The organism is Duganella lactea, assembly GCF_009857505.1.
Classification (GTDB): domain Bacteria; phylum Pseudomonadota; class Gammaproteobacteria; order Burkholderiales; family Burkholderiaceae_D; genus Rugamonas; species Rugamonas lactea.
In genome coordinates this window covers 20040-36293 of sequence record NZ_WWCP01000003.1, presented here as the reverse complement: position 1 = coordinate 36293, position 16254 = coordinate 20040, and the positions used below count along the sequence as shown (strand labels likewise).

Sequence of the window (16254 nt, the reverse complement as noted above, 5' to 3'; positions counted from 1 at the left end):
TCCTTATCGGGCGACGACGCTGACCAGGTCACCGTCGTTGAGGAAGCCGGCGCCGCGCACCACGATCCGGGTGTTGGCGTCCAGCCCGCCCAGCACTTCGATGCGCTCGCCGAGGCGGCGGCCCGGCTTCACTTTGAGCTGGCTGACATGCTGGTCGCCGTTGAGACGGAACACGAAACTGAAGCCGTCGCGCACGACGATGGCCTGCTGCGGCACGGTCATGGCGTCCGACGCGCCCAGCTCGAACTGGCCGCTGGCGAACATGCCGGCCTTGAACGGCGCGTCCTTGGTGCCGGCGTTGGGCGGCAGGTCGACATACACCAGCGCGGAGCGGGTCTGCGGATCGACGGTTGGCGCGATCATGCGCACCTTGCCGGTGACTTCGCTGCCGTTGGCGGCTTTGACCACGGCGCTGACGCCGGGCTTGAGCTGGCGCAGGTCGGCGGCGACGACTTCGGCGCGCCATTCGAGCCGGCCCTGGCGGATCATGCGGAACAGCTCCGTGCCGGCGCCCGACACCGCGCCGACGGTGGCGCTGCGGGCGGAGATGACGCCACTGTCCGGCGCCACCACCCTGGTGTACTTCAGGCGCAACTGCTGGCTGGCCAGGGCCGCTTTGGCCGAGGCGATGCGGGCGTTGGCGGTTTGTTCGGCGGTGTTGTATTGGCTGATCTGCTGCGCGCTCAAGGCGCCGGAGTTTTGCAGCGTGCGCGCACGCGCGGCGTTGGCCACGGCGTCGGCGGCGTTGGCCTCGGCTTCGTGCAACGCCGCCTGCGCCTGCGCCAGATCGGCGTTGACGGTGTCGGCGGAGAACACCGCCAGCACATCGCCGGCCTTGACCACGTCGCCGACGTTGACCCGCACCTCGGTCAGGCGCAAGCCGTTCGATTCGCTGGAGACGCTGGCCTCCTGCCAGGCGGCGACGTTGCCGTTGGCGGTGAGTTTGATCGGCAGGCTGGCGGCGCTGGGTTGGGCGACGGTGACGGTCAGCGCGGCCTTGGCGGTGGCCGCCGGATTTTTGTCGTCGGCGGCCTGCGAGTAGGCGGTGATGCCGGCGGCGACCAGTGCGAAGGCGACGCCGAGGATGTAAGCGAGTGGTTTCAGTTTTGCGTTCATAGTGAGCGAAGAAGGTTAGTTGGCGACGGCCATCGGTACGGCGGGCGCGGTGAAGCCACCGCCGGCGGCGCGGTATAGGGCCACCCAGGCGGCGCTGCGTTCGCGCTGCAGGTTGATCACGGTTTGTTCGGCGGCCAGGCGCGTGCGGCGCGCGTCTTCCAGCTCGAACAGGCTGGCCATACCGTTCTTGTAGCGCTCATCGACGGCGGCGTAGTTGGCGCGATAGCCTTGCAGCGCGGTTTGCGCGTCGCCGGCGCGGGCGGCGGTGCTGTCAAGGTTCACCAGCGCCTGTTCGGTTTCGCTGACGGCCTGGCGCACGGTGGCGCGGTAGCTGACCACGGCGGCGGCGTAGCGGGCCTTGGCCGATTCGACGTTGGCGCGGCGGCGGCCGGCGTCGAACACCGGCACCGACAGCGCGACCGGGCCGATGGTCCAGGTGTCGGTCTTGGTGTTTTCGCCGTCGCTGCGGAAGTTGGCGACACCGATGGCGCCCGACAGCGACAGGCGCGGATAGCGCTGCGCCTCGGCGTTGCCGACATCGGCGCTGGCCGCGGCCACTTCGCGTTCGGCGGTGAACACGTCCGGGCGCTGGCTCAACGTGGCCGCCGGCAGCGCGGGAATCGCGATGGCCGGCGCCACCGCGGCGATGGCCGGCGTGGCGGCGGCCAGCTTGCGGCGCAGCTCCTGCTCGGCCACGGCGCTCAGCGCGGACAATACTTTGACGTCGATGTCGCAGGCGGCGCGTTGCGCCAGATAGCGGCTGTTGCCATCGGCGGCGCTGGCGCGCGCCAGCGCCAGGCTGGCGGGCGATTCGAAGCCGGCGCCGGCGCTCAACTCGGTCAGGCGCGCGGTGTCGGCGCGCGAGCGCGCATCCTGTTGCGCCACCGCCAGCAACTGCTCGCAGGCGCGCAAGCCGTAGTACTGATTCGCCACCTCCGCCGCCACCGACACACGCGCATCATGCCAGCCGGCGTGCGCGCTTTCCATGCGCGCCTGCGCCGCATCGCGCGCCGCCCGGTTGGCGCCGAAAATATCGATCTCCCACGAGGCGTTGAAGGCCGCCTGCGACGTGGTCCCCATCGGCATGGCCGACTGCTGGTTGGCGCGGCTGACCGACGCCGCCGCGTCGACGTTCGGCGCCAGCGCCGCGCCGGCGGCCACACGCTCCGCGCGCGACTGCGCGATGCGCGCCGCCGCCGTCGCCACGCTCGGGCTGACCGCCTGCGCCGACTCGATCAGCTGCGCCAGTAAATCGTCGGACTGGCCGCGCCACCAGGCGGCGAGATTGGCCTGGCTGCCGTTGTGCGGCAATGGCGCCTGCCACTGCTGGGGCGCCAGCGACGCCACCTGCCGCGCCGGACCCTGCACCGCGCAGCCGCCCAGCGTCGCGGCGACGGCCAACGCCGTCGCGCGTAAAAAGATACTCATGCTTTCCCTTGTTGAAGTTTGGTTTTTTCCGCCAGCACCAGCGTTTCCGCAAATCCGGTCAGTTGCTCGACCCAGGTGGTGATCGCCTCCGGGCCGGACATCAGGTTGGGCGTGATCGCGTTGACCACATCGCGCCCGATCAGCATTTGCAGGCACATCGCCGCCAGCGCGTACCCGAGCAGATGCACGCGTTCATCCGGCTGCTCCAGCCCCAGATGGCGGCACAGCACGCCGGCCAGCGCCATGTGCTCGGGTTTGAGGTTGACCTCGATTTCGCGCTGCCACAAGCCGGTCGGCTCCAGCATCTCGCGGAAGAACAGACGCAGCAGCACCTCGGCGTCGGCGCCGGCCATCAGCGGCGCCACCATCTGCTGGTAGAAGCCGCGCAGCGATTCGCGCAGCGTGAAGTGCGGCTGATCGAACAGGGCGATGTTGTTTTCCACCGGCGTGCAGACGGCGGTGAAGCAAGCCTGGTACAGGCCGGCCTTGTCGCCGAAGTAGTAGCTGATGGCGGCCACGTTGGCGCCGGCCGCCTGGGCGATCTCGCGCGTCGAAGTCTTGGAGAAGCCCTGTTCGCCGAACAGCCGCATGGCCGCCTGCAGCAGCCGCTCGCGCGACTGCTCGCCGTCCGAACGGGGCTTGCGGCCGTCGTCGGCTGGCTGGCTGGGATCGTGGGGCGTAGGTTGGGTAGGTTTAGCGTTCATGGCGGCGATTACATCACATAATCCAAACAAATGATATAACTAAATCGATTGTTTAATTTATTGCTGAAAGGTGTCAGCGCTGTAGACGTTAGCCGTTTGAAAATATTGCGGGAAAGGGAAAAACGCGGGCAAAAAAAAACCCGCGACCTTGATGGTGGCGGGTTGAATTCCAATGTTCAGCGAACGGTTGGAGGAGACAGTTCCAACTATACCCCTCTTTATGTTGCACTGCAATAGCGTAGAATTACGTTGTCATTACGGTCATCTTGACAGGGCTAAAACCGTCATTTCACCGGCAACGCCAGCGTGAAGGTGCTGCCCTGGCCGAAGTCGCTCTTGAAGAACAGCGTGCCGCCGAGCAGATTGGCCAGGTTCTGGCACAGGTACAGCCCGAGGCCGGCGCCCTCGGCGTGGCGGGTCGAGGTCGAGTCCAGCTGCGAGAAGGCCTGGAACAGCTTGGCCTGGTCTTCCTCGCGGATGCCGGCGCCGCTGTCGGCCACCGAGAATTCGATGCTGCCCTTGGCGCCGTTCTCCCCCGGCCTTTCGGCCAGCGTCAGGCGCACCGTGCCGGTCTCGGTAAACTTGATGGCGTTGTTGCCCAGGTTGAGCAGGATCTGCGTCAGCGCGCGGCGGTCGGTTTCCAGCACGATGGCCGGATCGGCCAGCGCCGTCTCCAGCTTCAGATTCTTTTGCACCGCGAGCGGGCGCAGCGTGTCCACCACGTCCTTGACGATGTCCTGGCACTGCACCGACTCCAGCTCCAGCGTGACCTTGCCGGCCTCGATCTTGGCGACGTCGAGGATGTCGTTGATCAGCGACAGCAGGTGGCGCGCGCTGGTGCGGATGGTGTTGAGCTGCTTGTCCTGTTCCGGTGTCAGCGGGCCGGGCAGCTTCATCAGCAGCGCGCCGGTGAAGCCGATGATGGCGTTGAGCGGCGTGCGCAGCTCGTGCGACATGTTGGCGATGAAGGCCGACTTCATGCGGCTGGCCTCGGCCAGCTCCAGGTTCTTCAGCGCGATTTCGCGGTTGATGGTTTCCAGCTCGCCGGCGTGGTGCGCCAGCCGCATATTGAGTTCGATCACCTGGCGCTCGCGCGCCTGCAGCTCGCTGTTGACCTGCACCGCCTGCTCATAGGTGGAGATCAGCAGGTCGAGGATTTGCTGGCGGTCGGCGTTGATGAAGTGCTTCTGCTCGCCCAGATACAGGGCGATGCCGATCTCCATGTTCTGGTTCTTGCGCAGCTTCTGGTTCATCAGCATGTGGCCGATGCGGTTGAGCAGATAGTCTTCGGCGTAGGGCTTGCGGATGAAGTTGTCGGCGCCGCACTCGATGCCGCGGATGATGTCCTTCGGGTCCATCAGCGAGGTGACCAGGATCACCGGGATCTCGCGCAGCTCCGGATCGGCCTTGATGGCGCGGCACAGCGTGTAGCCGTCCATCTCCGGCATGACGATGTCGGACAGCACCAGGTGCGGCTTGCGCTCGCGGATCGCCTCCAGCGCCAGCCGGCCGTTGGGCGCCACGCGGGCGTTGTAGCGCATCGACTGGATCAGACGACGCAGACGTTCGGCCTGGGTGGGACTGTCTTCGACGATCAGAATTTCTATTTCATCGGGCTGTATTTCGTAGCTGGTGTCCACAGACCACCCTCCTGTTGCATAGTTGGCAGCACCAACTATATCGGATTACCCCATGCAGGGGAACCCTTAGGCGGCAGTTTCCTCGCCCTGGAAGCCGCCGGCGCGCCAGGTCAGCACCAGCGTGTCGCGGTGACCGTGCCATCCCAGCGGCTGGATCGGCGTCGACTCGTGGATGACGGCGGCGTCGTCCAGCAGCAACAAGGTCCATGGCGCAGTCATCGTGAAGCGCTTGCCGTTCGGGCCGTTGGCCTCGAACACGCGCGTCTCGCCGCCCTTGACGCCGTCGCGGGCGATCAGGATCACGGCGACGAAGTCGACGCCGTCACGGTGCGCGCCTTCCGGCGTCGGCCGGCCGATGCCGTCGGCGGTGTCGATGCGGAACTGGTGCGCCTCCACATACCACGGCGCGGCGCGGTCGCGTGCCGCACTGCACAAACGGCCGATGGCGGTGATCAGCGCCGGCCACGCCGGCTGCGCCACCGTCAGCGGCAGCACCGGCTCGAACAGCCGGTGCATGCCGCCGTGCAGGGCGTTGTATTCAAGCGGCTGCCAGTGCGCGCGGTGCGGCGTTGGCGTCAGCGCGCGGTCCTGCTGCACGAAGCAGGCGTGGCGCCGGCGCCGGTAGCGGCCGCCGTCCTTCAGGTAGTTGTCCAGCGCCAGCGTGTCCCAGCTGGGGATCAGCGCGTCGAGCGTGGCCAGTGGCAGGCCGGCCAGCGTGGCCACATCGTCGGGTTGCAGCAAGGCGTAGCCTTGCTGGCGCAGGGCGGTGGCGGCGTCGGCCAGCGCGGTGTAGATCGGCGTGCTCATCGCGCTCAACCGGCGGAGGCCATCAGGCTGGCGCGCAGCTGGTCGAGCTGCTCTTTCATGCCGACCACCTGGTCGAGCGTGCATTGCGTCGCTTGCAGGATGGAAGGCGGCAGCTTGGCCGCCTCGTGGCGCAGCGCGTCGCCGTGCGGCGTCAGCTTGATGATGACCTGGCGCTCGTCGTTGGCGGCGCGGGTGCGGGTCAGCAGCTCGGCCGCCTCCATGCGCTTGAGCAGCGGCGTCAGCGTGGCAGAGTCGAGGAACAGGCGTTCGCCGACTTCCGATACGGTCAGTTCGTTCTTTTCCCACAGCACCATCATCACGAGGTACTGCGAGTAGGTCAGCCCCAGGCCGCGCAACAGCTTGCGGTAGAGCTTGCTCATCGCCAGCGAGGTCGAATACAGGGCGAAGCAGAGTTGGCCGTCCAGTTGCGGGACGGCAGAGGTGGGGTGCGTTTGATTGTCCATGTCCCTAGTATAGGTAGCGTGCTATATAATTGCAAGCGAGGGCGGCGAAAATAGTTTCAGTAGGTAAATCCGCTCGGTTATGATGTTGGTAAGCACATACAGGGAGCAGCGGCGCATGAATGTCAAAAAAGCCATCGTACTGATCGTCGATGATGCTTCGGACAACCTGATCCAGATGAACGGCATGCTGGAGGATCACTACGAAGTGCGGCTGGCCAACACCGGCCGCGCCGCGCTGGACCTGATGCAGCAGGTGCCACGCCCGCAACTGGTGGTGCTGGATGCGCACCTGCCGCTGATCGACGGCTACGGCGTCTGCCAGCAGCTCAAGTCCAGCCCGGATACAGCCGACATCCCGGTCATTGTCCTGCAGCGCGAGCCGGACGCGCGGCGCGCCTTCGGGCACGGCGCCGCCGACGTGGTGCTCAAGCCGGTACAGGCAGAGGAGTTGCGCGCGCGGGTCGACACGCACCTGCAGCTATGCCATTCGCGCGAGCTGCTCAAGCAGCAGCGCAACCTGCTGGAGCACGTGGTGGAAGAGGTCACGCTGGAACTGAGTCAGATGCTCGACGCGATGATCTGGGCGCTGGCGTCGCTGGCCGAAACGCGCGAATACGAAACCGCCAACCACCTGCGCCGCGTGCAGCACTATGTGCGCGCGCTGGCGCGCCAGCTGCGGTCGCACCCGCGCTTCGAGGAGGAGCTGAGCGACGCCAATATCAAGGCGCTGTTCAAGGCGGCGCCGCTGCACGACATCGGCAAGGTGTCGATCCCGGACGCCATCCTGCTCAAGCCGGAGCGCCTGACCGACGCCGAATTCGACGTCATGAAGCTGCACACGGTGTACGGCCGCGACGCCATCGCCAACGTCGAACACGCGCTGGGCTACACCAACACCTTCCTGCGCTACGCGCGCGAGATCACCTACTCTCACCAGGAGAAGTACGACGGCTCCGGCTACCCGCAAGGCCTGCGCGGCGAGGCGATTCCGCTGTCGGCGCGCCTGATGGCGGTGGCCGACGTGTACGACGCGCTGATTTCCCGGCGCGTCTACAAACCGGCCTTCACCCACGAAACCGCGATGGAGATGATACGGCAGGGCAGTGGCGAACATTTCGATCCGGACGTGGTCGATGCGATGTTGACGGTGGAGCTGGAGTTCATGGCCATCGCCAGCCGGTATAGCGATCCCGCCACCTGATCATGCGCGCTCGCGGTTACCTGGCGTTCTTTGTCGGCATCTGCCTGACAGCATGGACCTGCTATTTCGTCATGGAAGAGCAGCAGAAGCAGCAGGTGCGGGCCGGCTTCCAGCGCGACACCGAGCAGGTGGCGCGCGACACGCAAACCCGCTTGCAAATCTACGCCGATTCGCTGCAGGGCATGAAGGGCATGTACGCCATCAACGACCGTATTGATCGGCGCCAGTTCCGGCGTTTCGTCAGCGAGCTGCAGATCGCCAAGCGCTATCCCGGCTATCAGTCCTTGCAGTTTGTGCGCGTGGTGTCGGAGGCCGAACTGGCGGCGTTTGTCGAAGGCGTCAAGCGCGACGGCTATCCCGACTTTCACGTGCACCCGGCCAGCCGCCGTCCGCTGCACTACATCATCGACTACAACGAGCCGATGAAGGACAACGAGAACGCCTTTGGGCTCGACCTGTCGGCGCTGCCGCAGCATCTGAAAGCGCTGGAGCTGGGGCGCGATACCGGCGAGATCGTCGCCACCGAGCGCATCACGCTGGTGCAGGACGCCACCGGCGAACCTGGCTTCGTGGCGCGCGCGCCGGTGTACCGCGGCGGCATGCCGGTGGAGACCACGGCGCAGCGGCGCGAGGCGCTGTTCGGCTTTGTGGCGATTGTTTTCCGTGTCAATGTGCTGATGCGCGAGGTGATCGATCCGGCGCTGCTGGAGCATCTGCACGTGCGCATCGAGGATGGCGGCTTCCAGAACGGCAAAGCGCCGCCGCCCGGCGCCGACACGCTGCTGTTCGACAGCGACGGCAAGGTGGAAACGCACCAGGAGCGCGCCGACGCCGTGCCGGGGCTGACCGCGCAAACCGTGCTGCCGGTGGGACAGCGCAACTGGATCATCAAGTTCGAGGGCCGTTCCGGCGTGCGCTATGGGCGCTCGCAGCTGCCGGTGCTGCTGATCGGCATCGCCGGCGTGATCATCAGCGGGCTGATCGCGGCGCTGCTGGTGACCAACCGGCGCGAAACCGATGCGCGTGCCGGGCTGGAAGGCAGCCTGAAAGAGCTGGAAAGCCAGAAGCATCAGGCGGAACAGGCGCGCAACGATCTGTCGCGCGTGGTGGCCACGCTGAAGCAGGCGCAGACCAATCTGCAAACCTCGGAGAAGATGGCGTCGCTGGGGGCGCTGGTGGCCGGCGTCGCGCACGAACTGAATACGCCGATCGGCAACAGCCTGCTGACGGCCACCTCGCTGAGTGACATGGTGCGCGACTTCGAGCGTCGGCTGCAGGATGGCGGCGGCGTCAAACGCTCGGCGCTGGAAGCGCATCTGAGCGACGCGCGCAAGGCCTGCGACATCATGGCCAGCTCGCTGACGCGCGCGGCGGACCTGATCACGTCCTTCAAGCAGGTGGCGGTGGACCAGGCCAGCGGCCAGCGGCGCCGCTTCCGGCTCGACGACGTGGTGCACGACACGCTGGCCACCTATGCGGCGCAGCTGCGGCGCGCGTCGTGCACGGTGACGGTGGACGTGCCGGCCGATCTGGCGTTCGATTCCTACCCTGGCAGTTTGAGCCAGGTGCTCAGCAACTTGATCGGCAACACGCTGCTGCACGGTTTCGACGGCCGCGAGAGCGGCGCGCTGACGGTCAGCGCGCGGCGCGAAGGCAAGGACCTGGTGTTGCTGCAGCTGAAGGACAACGGCGTCGGCATGAGCGACGTGGTGCTGCACAAGATATTCGATCCCTTCTTCACCACCAAGATGGGACAGGGCGGTTCCGGGCTGGGGATGAATATCGTTTATAACATTGTGACCAGCGTGCTGAAAGGGACGATCCGCGTGGAGTCGGTGCCGGCGGCGGGCACCAGCGTGCTGCTGGTGCTGCCCCTGTCACCGGCGCGCGAAGAGGAAGCGCTTCAGGCGTAGCGCTGGCGCAGCAACTGCAGCATCGCCACATTCTGCTGCCACGGGTCCGACACTTGCTGCTGCGTGTAGGGCAGCGTTTGGGTGTAGGGCGCCGGACCGAATTCCGGCGTCAGCGTCATCACGGCGGCGCCGGCGGCGCGGCGCAGACGGATCACTTCATCCCACCACGACAGGTGCGCTGCCAACGCGGCCCGCGCTTCCGGCGCGCGGAAGTCGCTCACCTGCGGACCTTGCGGGTGCCCCACGCGGGCGTGGATGTGGCGCACGTGTGGCAGGGTTTGCGCCAGCGTCTCCGGCTGGTCTTCCAGCAGCGATTCGCAGGCGCAGCACCAGTGCGACAGGTCGGCCGTCAACCGCAGCTCGGGCATGTGCCGCAGATAGGGTAGCAGCAGCATCGGGTGGCCGCTGAAGCGGCTGCGGTGGATCTCGTGGACAATCGGCACGCCGTGCTGGCGTGCGATGTCGGCCGCCAGTTCCAGCAGTTCGCGGTTCTGCTCCGGCGTGAAGTAGTCCTTGCCGGTGTGCGAGTTCACGTGCAGCGGTTTGGCGGCGCAGGCGTTGTGCAGCAGTTCGGCCAGCGCCGCCTTGTGTGGCGCGAAGCTTGGATGGAACACCGTCTCCCACTGGGCGACGATCAGGTCCAGGCCGGCGTCGGCGATCTGGCGCGTCCAGTCGTCGCGCTGCGCGGCGTCCAGCGGCAACGACATCTCGATGCCGTCGAAACCGGCGGCCTTTACGCGCTCGATGAAGACCGGCGCCGGCAGCTCGTTGTTGCCCCACTGGGCGGCGAAAATTTTGATTTGCATAGGGTCTGCGCGGGAACGACGTTAGAGGAAGCCGCGTACCGGCAGTTTGTCGTCGCGCTGAATCCAGTTTTGCGGCGAGTAGCGGGTGGCGCCGTCGGTCACGTGCAGCGTGTAGGCGTGGCGCGAGACCGGCGAGCGGTTCGGCGCGCTGTAGTGCGGCAGCAGGCCGTGGAAGCATACCAGGCTACCGGCCTTGCATTCCAGCGGCACGGCGGTGCTGTCGCCCGGCCATGGCATATCGCTCAGTTTTTCCATCCGCACGTCGTCGCCGTTGCGCAGGAAGCGCTCGCGCATCGGGCCGCGATGGCCGCCCGGTTCGGCCCACATGCAGCCGTTGTCCAGCGTCGCGTCTTCCAGCGCGAACCAGAAGGTGGTCACGCTGACCGGATCGGTGTCGAAATAGGTCGCGTCCTGGTGCCAGCGCACCTCGCCGCCGATGCCCGGCTGCTTGAAGATGTACATCGACTGCCAGACTTTGGGATAGGCCAGGCCGACGTCGCGCGCCAGCTGTTCCAGGCGCGGATCGGCGGTGAAGGCGCGGAAGGCCGGGTCCAGATCGTGCATGGCGTGGCCGATCTTGTTGATCGACAGTTCCTTGGCCTGTTTCAGCTTGCCGTCCGCGCCGAAGGCTTCTTCCTCGAAGAAGCAGCGGATGGTGTTGTCCGAGCCGAGGAAGTAATCGTCGGTGGTTTTTTCCTGCTCGATGGTGCTGAAGATGCCGGATTGGGCGCTCGGGTCGAAATCGTTGACAATCTCCGCGGCGCGGGCGCGCAGTTTGGCGATGTCCCCGGCGCTCTTGAAACCGGGGATCACGATGTAGCCATCGCGTTGATACTGTTGTTTTTGTGCGTCTGTCAGCATGTCTGGCTCCATGGCGGGATATTTGATATAGCGCATTTTACGGGGCTGTCCGGGGCGTCACAATCGGCAAAAGGTTGACACATTGTCGCTGAAATGGCGACAATCGCTGCATGGATCAGCTACGGGCAATGGAAATTTTTGTGGAAGTGGCAAGGCTGCGCAGCTTCAGCGAGGCCGGCCGCCGGCTGGGCCTGACGCGCGCCATGGTCAGCAAGCACATCTTGCAGCTGGAGGACAAGCTGGGCGCGCGGCTGCTGCACCGCTCCACGCGCGAAGTCAGCCTGACCGATGTCGGCCAGGCCTATCTGGCGCCGTGCACGGCGACCGTGTCGCAAGCGCGGGAAGCGGCGCGGGTGGTGGCGCAGGTCGGCGACGAGCTGGCCGGGCCGCTGCGGATACAGGCGCCGTCGAGTTTCGGCAGCGAGTGGCTGTCCGGCGCGGTGGCGCGCTTCGCCTTGCAGCATCCCTTGCTGGAGCCGATGCTGTTTGTGGATGACGCGTTGCTCGATCCGATCAAACACGGTTTCGACCTGACGATCCGGGTGGGTGGCATACCGGACGTGCACGCGCTGGCCATGCGTCCGCTGGCGCCATGCCGCGGCGTGCTGTGTGCATCGCCGTCGTACCTCGCGCGGCACGGCACGCCGGCCACGCCGCAGGAATTGCGGCAGCACCGCTGCCTGCACTTCAGTCACCTGACCGACGGCACCCAATGGCATTTCACGCGCGGCGAGGAACAGCAATCGGTGCGCGTGCCGGCCGCCTTCACCGCCAACAACGGCATGGTGCTGCAGCAGGCCGCACAGCAAGGGCTTGGTATCGTCTACAACACCACCTTCCTGGCCTGGCGCAGCCTGATGGAAGGCACGCTGGTGCCGGTGTTGAGCGATTGGGAACTGCCGCTGAATCATCTCAGCGCGCTGTATCCCGCCAGTCGCCAGCCATCTCCCAAGGTGCGCGCGCTGATCGACTTCCTGGTGGCCGAATACCATCCCGTGCCGCCATGGGACCGGGCGCTGAGCGACAGCGGGTTGCTGATTTAGTTGTTAAGGAGGTGGCAGGTTCCAGCTGCCGTCGCGGTACACGCGCGTCTCATCCAGGTAGACGCCATCGGTGACAGCGAAAACGTCGATGTGGTAGCGGGCGTCCTTGCGCTTCAGCTGTGGCTTGGTGTAGACGCCATGCTTGGCGCCCAGCGACAGGTGGATGCCGCACATGCGCTCATAGGTGCCGATGTCGTCCACCATGTGCTCGCGCGTGAAGGCGCGGTTCATGCCGAAGCCCAGTTCGCGCAGCCATACCTCGCCTTCGTGCGCGCGGATGATGGACAGCATCTGGTCGAATTCCGGCGTGCTGTTTTCGGCGCCGACCACGCGGCCTTTGTCGACGATGATGGTGATCGGCGTGGCCGGCTTGTTGACCAGGAATTGGGTGTCGCCGAACACGAAGATGCGCGCGCTTCCGCTGACCGCTTCCAGATCTTTTGCTTCGGTGAACACCTCGCCCAGCGGGAACTGTCCGCCGACATTGGTCATGCCGCTGTAGTCGCCGATATTCAGCTTGGCCGGTTCGAACGGCGACGCGAACACCAGTTGCGCGCCGTCGCCGCTATCGACCACGCCACGTTGGGCGCCGTCGATGCGCGTCTTCAGCGCGTGGCCGACGCCGCGATAGTACGATGGATCGTAGGCCAGCGAGGCGATGTAGTGCAGTCCTTGCTCGCCCGGCATGCGCGACAGGTGCACATGCTCGATCACTTTCAGTCCGCGCTTGAATAGCTCGATGCGGATGCGGTAGGCGTCCATGCGGAAGCTGGTCGACTGCACCAGCACCACCAGGTCGCCGGCGCGCAGGCGCTCAAACGCGGCGAGGATGACCGCCGGCGTGGTGCTGTCGAAGTCGATGAACTCGGCGTCGGGCGCGGCGCGGCGGTAGGCTTCGGTCAGCGCGCGATTCAGGTCGGTGCGGGTGTCGTAGACGATCAGCGCGGCGTGCGGGGCGCGGTGGGCGAGGGCGATGCCGAGGGTGTCGCGCAGATGGCGTTCGGCCTGGTCGACGGCGGCTTCGGGAATGGCGCCAAAACGGGAGGGGGAGGACATCATGCTGCGGCGGTTAAAAAGATCAGCCCGCATTATAAGGGAGTTGTTAAGGGAGTTGTCGCCCGTACCACGGTGCTGCGCATTCTCCTTGTCTTGCTTATGTTGGCGAGATAGAATGAAAAAAAATAGCCTAGCAGCAACTCCGTGGCGACAAGACAGGAAGCATGATGACCAGAGTGATGGGACAGGATTTGCCGCTGGAGCGACCGGATAGCACCGGCCGCGCCGCATTGTTTGTGCCGACCGCGTCGATCAAGGCCGACGTGCTGGAGACGGTGCGCATGGGGGCGGCGATTGTCGGTTATGGCAATCATGACCGAACGCTAACCATTTACTACGAGAGCAACCGCTTCAACGAGGCCAACCTGGTCAAGTGGGAGCAAAAGGCGCGCAAGGCGTTCGAGCGGCTGGCGGAGAACCTGCCGACCGTGTCCAAGATGGTCAGCAAGCCGGAGAACTTTGAGCAGGTGGGCTACATCAGCAGCAAGGGCATCCTGATCCGCCGCATGGAAAAGCTGCAGCAATGGCTGACCCAGTCCGACATGCTGGACGGCGCGCCGCAATCCGAAACCATCGACTTCGCGCCACCGCCGCCGCCGAAGAAAATCGTCGCCGAGTAATTCCGCTGGTCTGGCAAAACGTGCGCTGCGCGGAGACGGAGTTATGTATGCTTCTGGAAACAACTCATTCTTTCAGGAGATGACCATGATGATCCGTTATGCCGCAGTGACGTTGACCGCGCTGGCCCTGCTGGGTGGCTGTCAGAAAAAGGATGATCCGGGCGTGGCCGGTCCGGCCGAGCGCGCCGGGCGCAAGGTGGACCAGGCGGCCGAACAGGCCACCGCGCGGCTCGACAGCGCCGCCAAGCAAGCCAACGAGCAGTTGAGCGAGGCGGCCAAGGAAACCAGCCAGCGTCTGGACAAGGCGGCCAACCAGGCCGGCGAGACGCTGAACAACGCCACCAAGGAGGCCGGGCGCAAACTGGAGCAGGCCGGCGAGAAGATGCAGACCGCCGCCGAGGAACGCGAGAAGAAGTAAGCCCCAGTAAGCCCCAGTCAGGGCGTGGAGGGTGGCGTCTCCGCTTCGCCGCCCAGCACCACGCTCAGGTCGACGAAGCCTGAACGCCAGGCGCTTTCCAGATCCTGTTCGATCGCCTCCATCGAGGTCAGATGGAGGTTGTGGAAGCCGCGCACGCCGTAGGCGCGGTTGCGTCCATGCGCCTTGGCCAGATACAGCGCCATGTCCACCAGGTTGACCGTGCGCTCCCACGGCAGCGGCACATTGTCCGGCGCCAGCGGGAACGGCGCATAGCCCACCGATACATTCACCGTGATCTCATGCTCGCCGTACTTCAGCGACTGCGAGGCGATGCAGTGCAAGATGCGGCGCGCGATGTCGTCCACGCCGTGCCGCTGCACCGCCGGCAGGAAGGCGACGAATTCCTCGCCGCCCCAGCGCACGATCATGTCGGTCTCGCGCAGCGCGATGCGCAGGTTCGCGGCGATCATCTTCAGCACCGCATCGCCGGCGGCGTGGCCGTGGCGGTCGTTGATCTGCTTGAAGTGGTCGGCGTCCAGCAGGAACAGCGCGCCGACCATGCCGTCTTGCCGCTGCTGCAGCGTCAGGCTGCGCATGAATTCCTGGAAGTGGCGGCGGTTGTACAGCGAGGTCAGGGGATCGAGCGTGGACTGCGCCTTCAGTTCCAGGTTCTTCACCTTCAGTTGCGCATTGGTGTTGCGCACCTTGCGGTAAAACAGACCGACCACCGCGGCGGCCAGCGCGAACACCAGCGCCAATAGCCACCACACGTGCTGCTGCAGGCGGCGGTTGTCGATCTCGGTGCCCTTGACCTGGTTTTCGTGGCGCAGCATCTCGATCTGGCGCCGCTTCTTTTCGGCCTCGTACTTTTCCTGTAGTTCCAGCGTGATCTGCTGGCGGCGCTGTTCAAACAGCGCGTTGGCGATGTCGCGCTCGCGGTGATACGCCGCCAGCGCGCCGGCCAGATCGCCCGCGCGCTCCAGCGTTTCGCCGTACTCGCGCAGCACCACTTGCAGATCGGGCTTGTTGTTCTCCTGTTCGTAGCGCGCCATGCCCAGCTCATACTGTTGTTTGCCCTCGGCCAGCCGCCCCATGCCCACGTAGGCCTGACCGAGATTGGCGCGTGCGGTCGCCTCGGTCGACTGGTCACCGGTCTTTTGCACCGATAGCAGCGCCTCCTGCGCATACCGCGCCGCACGTGGATAGTCGCGCTGTTTCAGGTAGCTGTCGGCCAGGTTGGCCAGCGTGACGCCGACCATGCGCTCAGCGCCCATCTGGCGTCCCAGCGCCAGGCTTTCCTGCAGTACGCGCAGGGCGCGCTGCGGCTGGCCGGCGTCGATCGCCAGGCCGTACTCGATGTTCTTGGCCATGGCCATGCGGCCCGGCGAGTGGAGTTTTTCGGTTTCCTCCAGCAGTTCGGCCAGCGTGTCGGCGGCGCTGTCATAGTCCTTCATCTGCGTGTGCAGCTTGGCCAGCGCGTTCAGCGCGGCCGCGAGGCTCAGGCGGTCGCCCTCGGGCGGGCGCGCCATGTCCACCGCGCGCTGCAGCGTTGACAGCGCGGCCGGGAAGTCGCCTTGTTCAGCGTAGGCCTGGCCGGCGGTGATGGTGGCCTGCACCTTGAGCGCCTGGTCGCCGGTGGTCTGCGCCAGTTTCTCGGCCTCGAAGGCGAGGCGGTGCGCGGCATCCACGTCTGCCCTGGCGAACAGCACGTAGGCCCTGGCCAGCATGCCTTTGGCGATGATGACGTTGTCGTGCAGCGACTGGCCGAAGGCGATCACCTGGTCCGCCGCCTGCAGCGCCGCGTCGTTCTGCCCCAGACGCAGGCGCACGGCGCTCATCTGGGTGAGAAATTCGGCACGGGTGTTGGCGGGCGCGGTGGCCAGCTCCGGCTGCAGCTTTTGCAGCTCCGCCAGCGCATCCTCGGGCACGAAGCGGCTGCGCTCGCGGATGTCGAGGATGCGTTCATTGAGCGTGGGCTCGGCCAGCGCGGCGGCCGGCGTCAGCATCAGCGTCGAGGCGACGGCGAACCCCAAGGCGCGCCGCCACGTGTGCCACCAGCCATTGTTCCTTGATCCCGCCAACTTGACGCCCTCGCATATTGCCTTGTCATGTCCGGCCAATTATATGCGTGCCCAAGCGGGAGAGCCCCGGGCGGCGCGATTTTTCGCTAAAACGCG

General features: G+C 65.8%; 15 protein-coding genes. 5 read left to right on the top strand and 10 right to left on the bottom strand.

Features of this window, described 5'->3' with window-relative positions; genetic code table 11:
• Positions 1 to 3: 3 nt before the first annotated feature.
• The 6 genes from GTP44_RS04690 to GTP44_RS04665 all read right to left on the bottom strand — a co-directional run bounded on the left by GTP44_RS04690 (position 4) and on the right by GTP44_RS04665 (position 6159).
• Positions 4 to 1116 (bottom strand): efflux RND transporter periplasmic adaptor subunit, encoded by a 1113-nt coding sequence (locus GTP44_RS04690; RefSeq protein ID WP_161018536.1) that lies wholly within the window; start codon positions 1114 to 1116, stop codon positions 4 to 6.
• Positions 1117 to 1131: 15 nt separating this feature from the next.
• The gene (locus tag GTP44_RS04685) at positions 1132 to 2544 is read right to left on the bottom strand and encodes an efflux transporter outer membrane subunit (protein WP_161018535.1); all 1413 of its coding nucleotides are present in this window, start codon (positions 2542 to 2544) and stop codon (positions 1132 to 1134) included.
• Positions 2541 to 3248, bottom strand: coding sequence for a CerR family C-terminal domain-containing protein (locus tag GTP44_RS04680; RefSeq protein ID WP_160989403.1), 708 nt, complete (start codon positions 3246 to 3248; stop codon positions 2541 to 2543). Before GTP44_RS04680 ends, GTP44_RS04685 begins: the two co-directional genes overlap by 4 nt.
• Before the next feature lie 284 nt (positions 3249 to 3532).
• On the bottom strand, positions 3533 to 4888 hold the full coding sequence (locus tag GTP44_RS04675; RefSeq protein WP_160989402.1) for a hybrid sensor histidine kinase/response regulator: 1356 nt from the start codon (positions 4886 to 4888) through the stop codon (positions 3533 to 3535).
• Between the two features lie 66 nt (positions 4889 to 4954).
• The gene (locus GTP44_RS04670; RefSeq protein ID WP_161018534.1) at positions 4955 to 5695 is read right to left on the bottom strand and encodes a 2OG-Fe dioxygenase family protein; all 741 of its coding nucleotides are present in this window, start codon (positions 5693 to 5695) and stop codon (positions 4955 to 4957) included.
• A gap of 5 nt (positions 5696 to 5700) precedes the next feature.
• Positions 5701 to 6159 (bottom strand): MarR family winged helix-turn-helix transcriptional regulator, encoded by a 459-nt coding sequence (locus tag GTP44_RS04665; protein WP_160989400.1) that lies wholly within the window; start codon positions 6157 to 6159, stop codon positions 5701 to 5703.
• 115 nt (positions 6160 to 6274) lie between these two features.
• Between GTP44_RS04665 and GTP44_RS04660 the strand changes: the two genes are divergently transcribed.
• Positions 6275 to 7360 (top strand): HD domain-containing phosphohydrolase, encoded by a 1086-nt coding sequence (locus tag GTP44_RS04660; RefSeq protein ID WP_161018533.1) that lies wholly within the window; start codon positions 6275 to 6277, stop codon positions 7358 to 7360.
• Positions 7361 to 7362: 2 nt separating this feature from the next.
• Positions 7363 to 9273, top strand: a complete 1911-nt coding sequence (locus tag GTP44_RS04655) for a CHASE domain-containing protein (protein ID WP_202423986.1) — start codon at positions 7363 to 7365, stop codon at positions 9271 to 9273.
• Here GTP44_RS04655 and GTP44_RS04650 read toward each other — a convergent pair.
• Together GTP44_RS04650 and GTP44_RS04645 are read right to left on the bottom strand one after the other, a co-directional pair.
• On the bottom strand, positions 9264 to 10079 hold the full coding sequence (locus tag GTP44_RS04650; protein WP_161018532.1) for a sugar phosphate isomerase/epimerase family protein: 816 nt from the start codon (positions 10077 to 10079) through the stop codon (positions 9264 to 9266). The two genes, GTP44_RS04655 and GTP44_RS04650, sit on opposite strands and share 10 nt — an antisense overlap.
• 21 nt (positions 10080 to 10100) lie before the next feature.
• Positions 10101 to 10940: a phytanoyl-CoA dioxygenase family protein gene (locus tag GTP44_RS04645; protein WP_161018531.1), complete on the bottom strand. Its 840-nt coding sequence runs from the start codon at positions 10938 to 10940 to the stop codon at positions 10101 to 10103.
• Positions 10941 to 11050: 110 nt separating this feature from the next.
• On the opposite strand from GTP44_RS04645, the gene GTP44_RS04640 reads away from it, so the two are divergent.
• Entirely contained in the window at positions 11051 to 11983 is a 933-nt protein-coding gene (locus tag GTP44_RS04640; protein ID WP_229256786.1) for a LysR family transcriptional regulator, read from the top strand.
• 3 nt (positions 11984 to 11986) lie between these two features.
• Here the strand turns inward: GTP44_RS04640 and GTP44_RS04635 are convergent, their stop codons facing one another.
• Positions 11987 to 13042: a hypothetical protein gene (locus GTP44_RS04635; RefSeq protein WP_371867143.1), complete on the bottom strand. Its 1056-nt coding sequence runs from the start codon at positions 13040 to 13042 to the stop codon at positions 11987 to 11989.
• Between the two features lie 164 nt (positions 13043 to 13206).
• On the opposite strand from GTP44_RS04635, the gene GTP44_RS04630 reads away from it, so the two are divergent.
• Together GTP44_RS04630 and GTP44_RS04625 are read left to right on the top strand one after the other, a co-directional pair.
• A complete protein-coding gene (locus GTP44_RS04630; RefSeq protein ID WP_160989680.1) occupies positions 13207 to 13659 on the top strand; it encodes a hypothetical protein in 453 nt (150 codons plus the stop codon).
• 85 nt (positions 13660 to 13744) lie between these two features.
• Entirely contained in the window at positions 13745 to 14077 is a 333-nt protein-coding gene (locus tag GTP44_RS04625; RefSeq protein ID WP_229256356.1) for an apolipophorin, read from the top strand.
• 17 nt (positions 14078 to 14094) lie between these two features.
• Here the strand turns inward: GTP44_RS04625 and GTP44_RS04620 are convergent, their stop codons facing one another.
• Positions 14095 to 16110 (bottom strand): tetratricopeptide repeat-containing diguanylate cyclase, encoded by a 2016-nt coding sequence (locus GTP44_RS04620; RefSeq protein WP_308494311.1) that lies wholly within the window; start codon positions 16108 to 16110, stop codon positions 14095 to 14097.
• Positions 16111 to 16254: the final 144 nt, after the last annotated feature.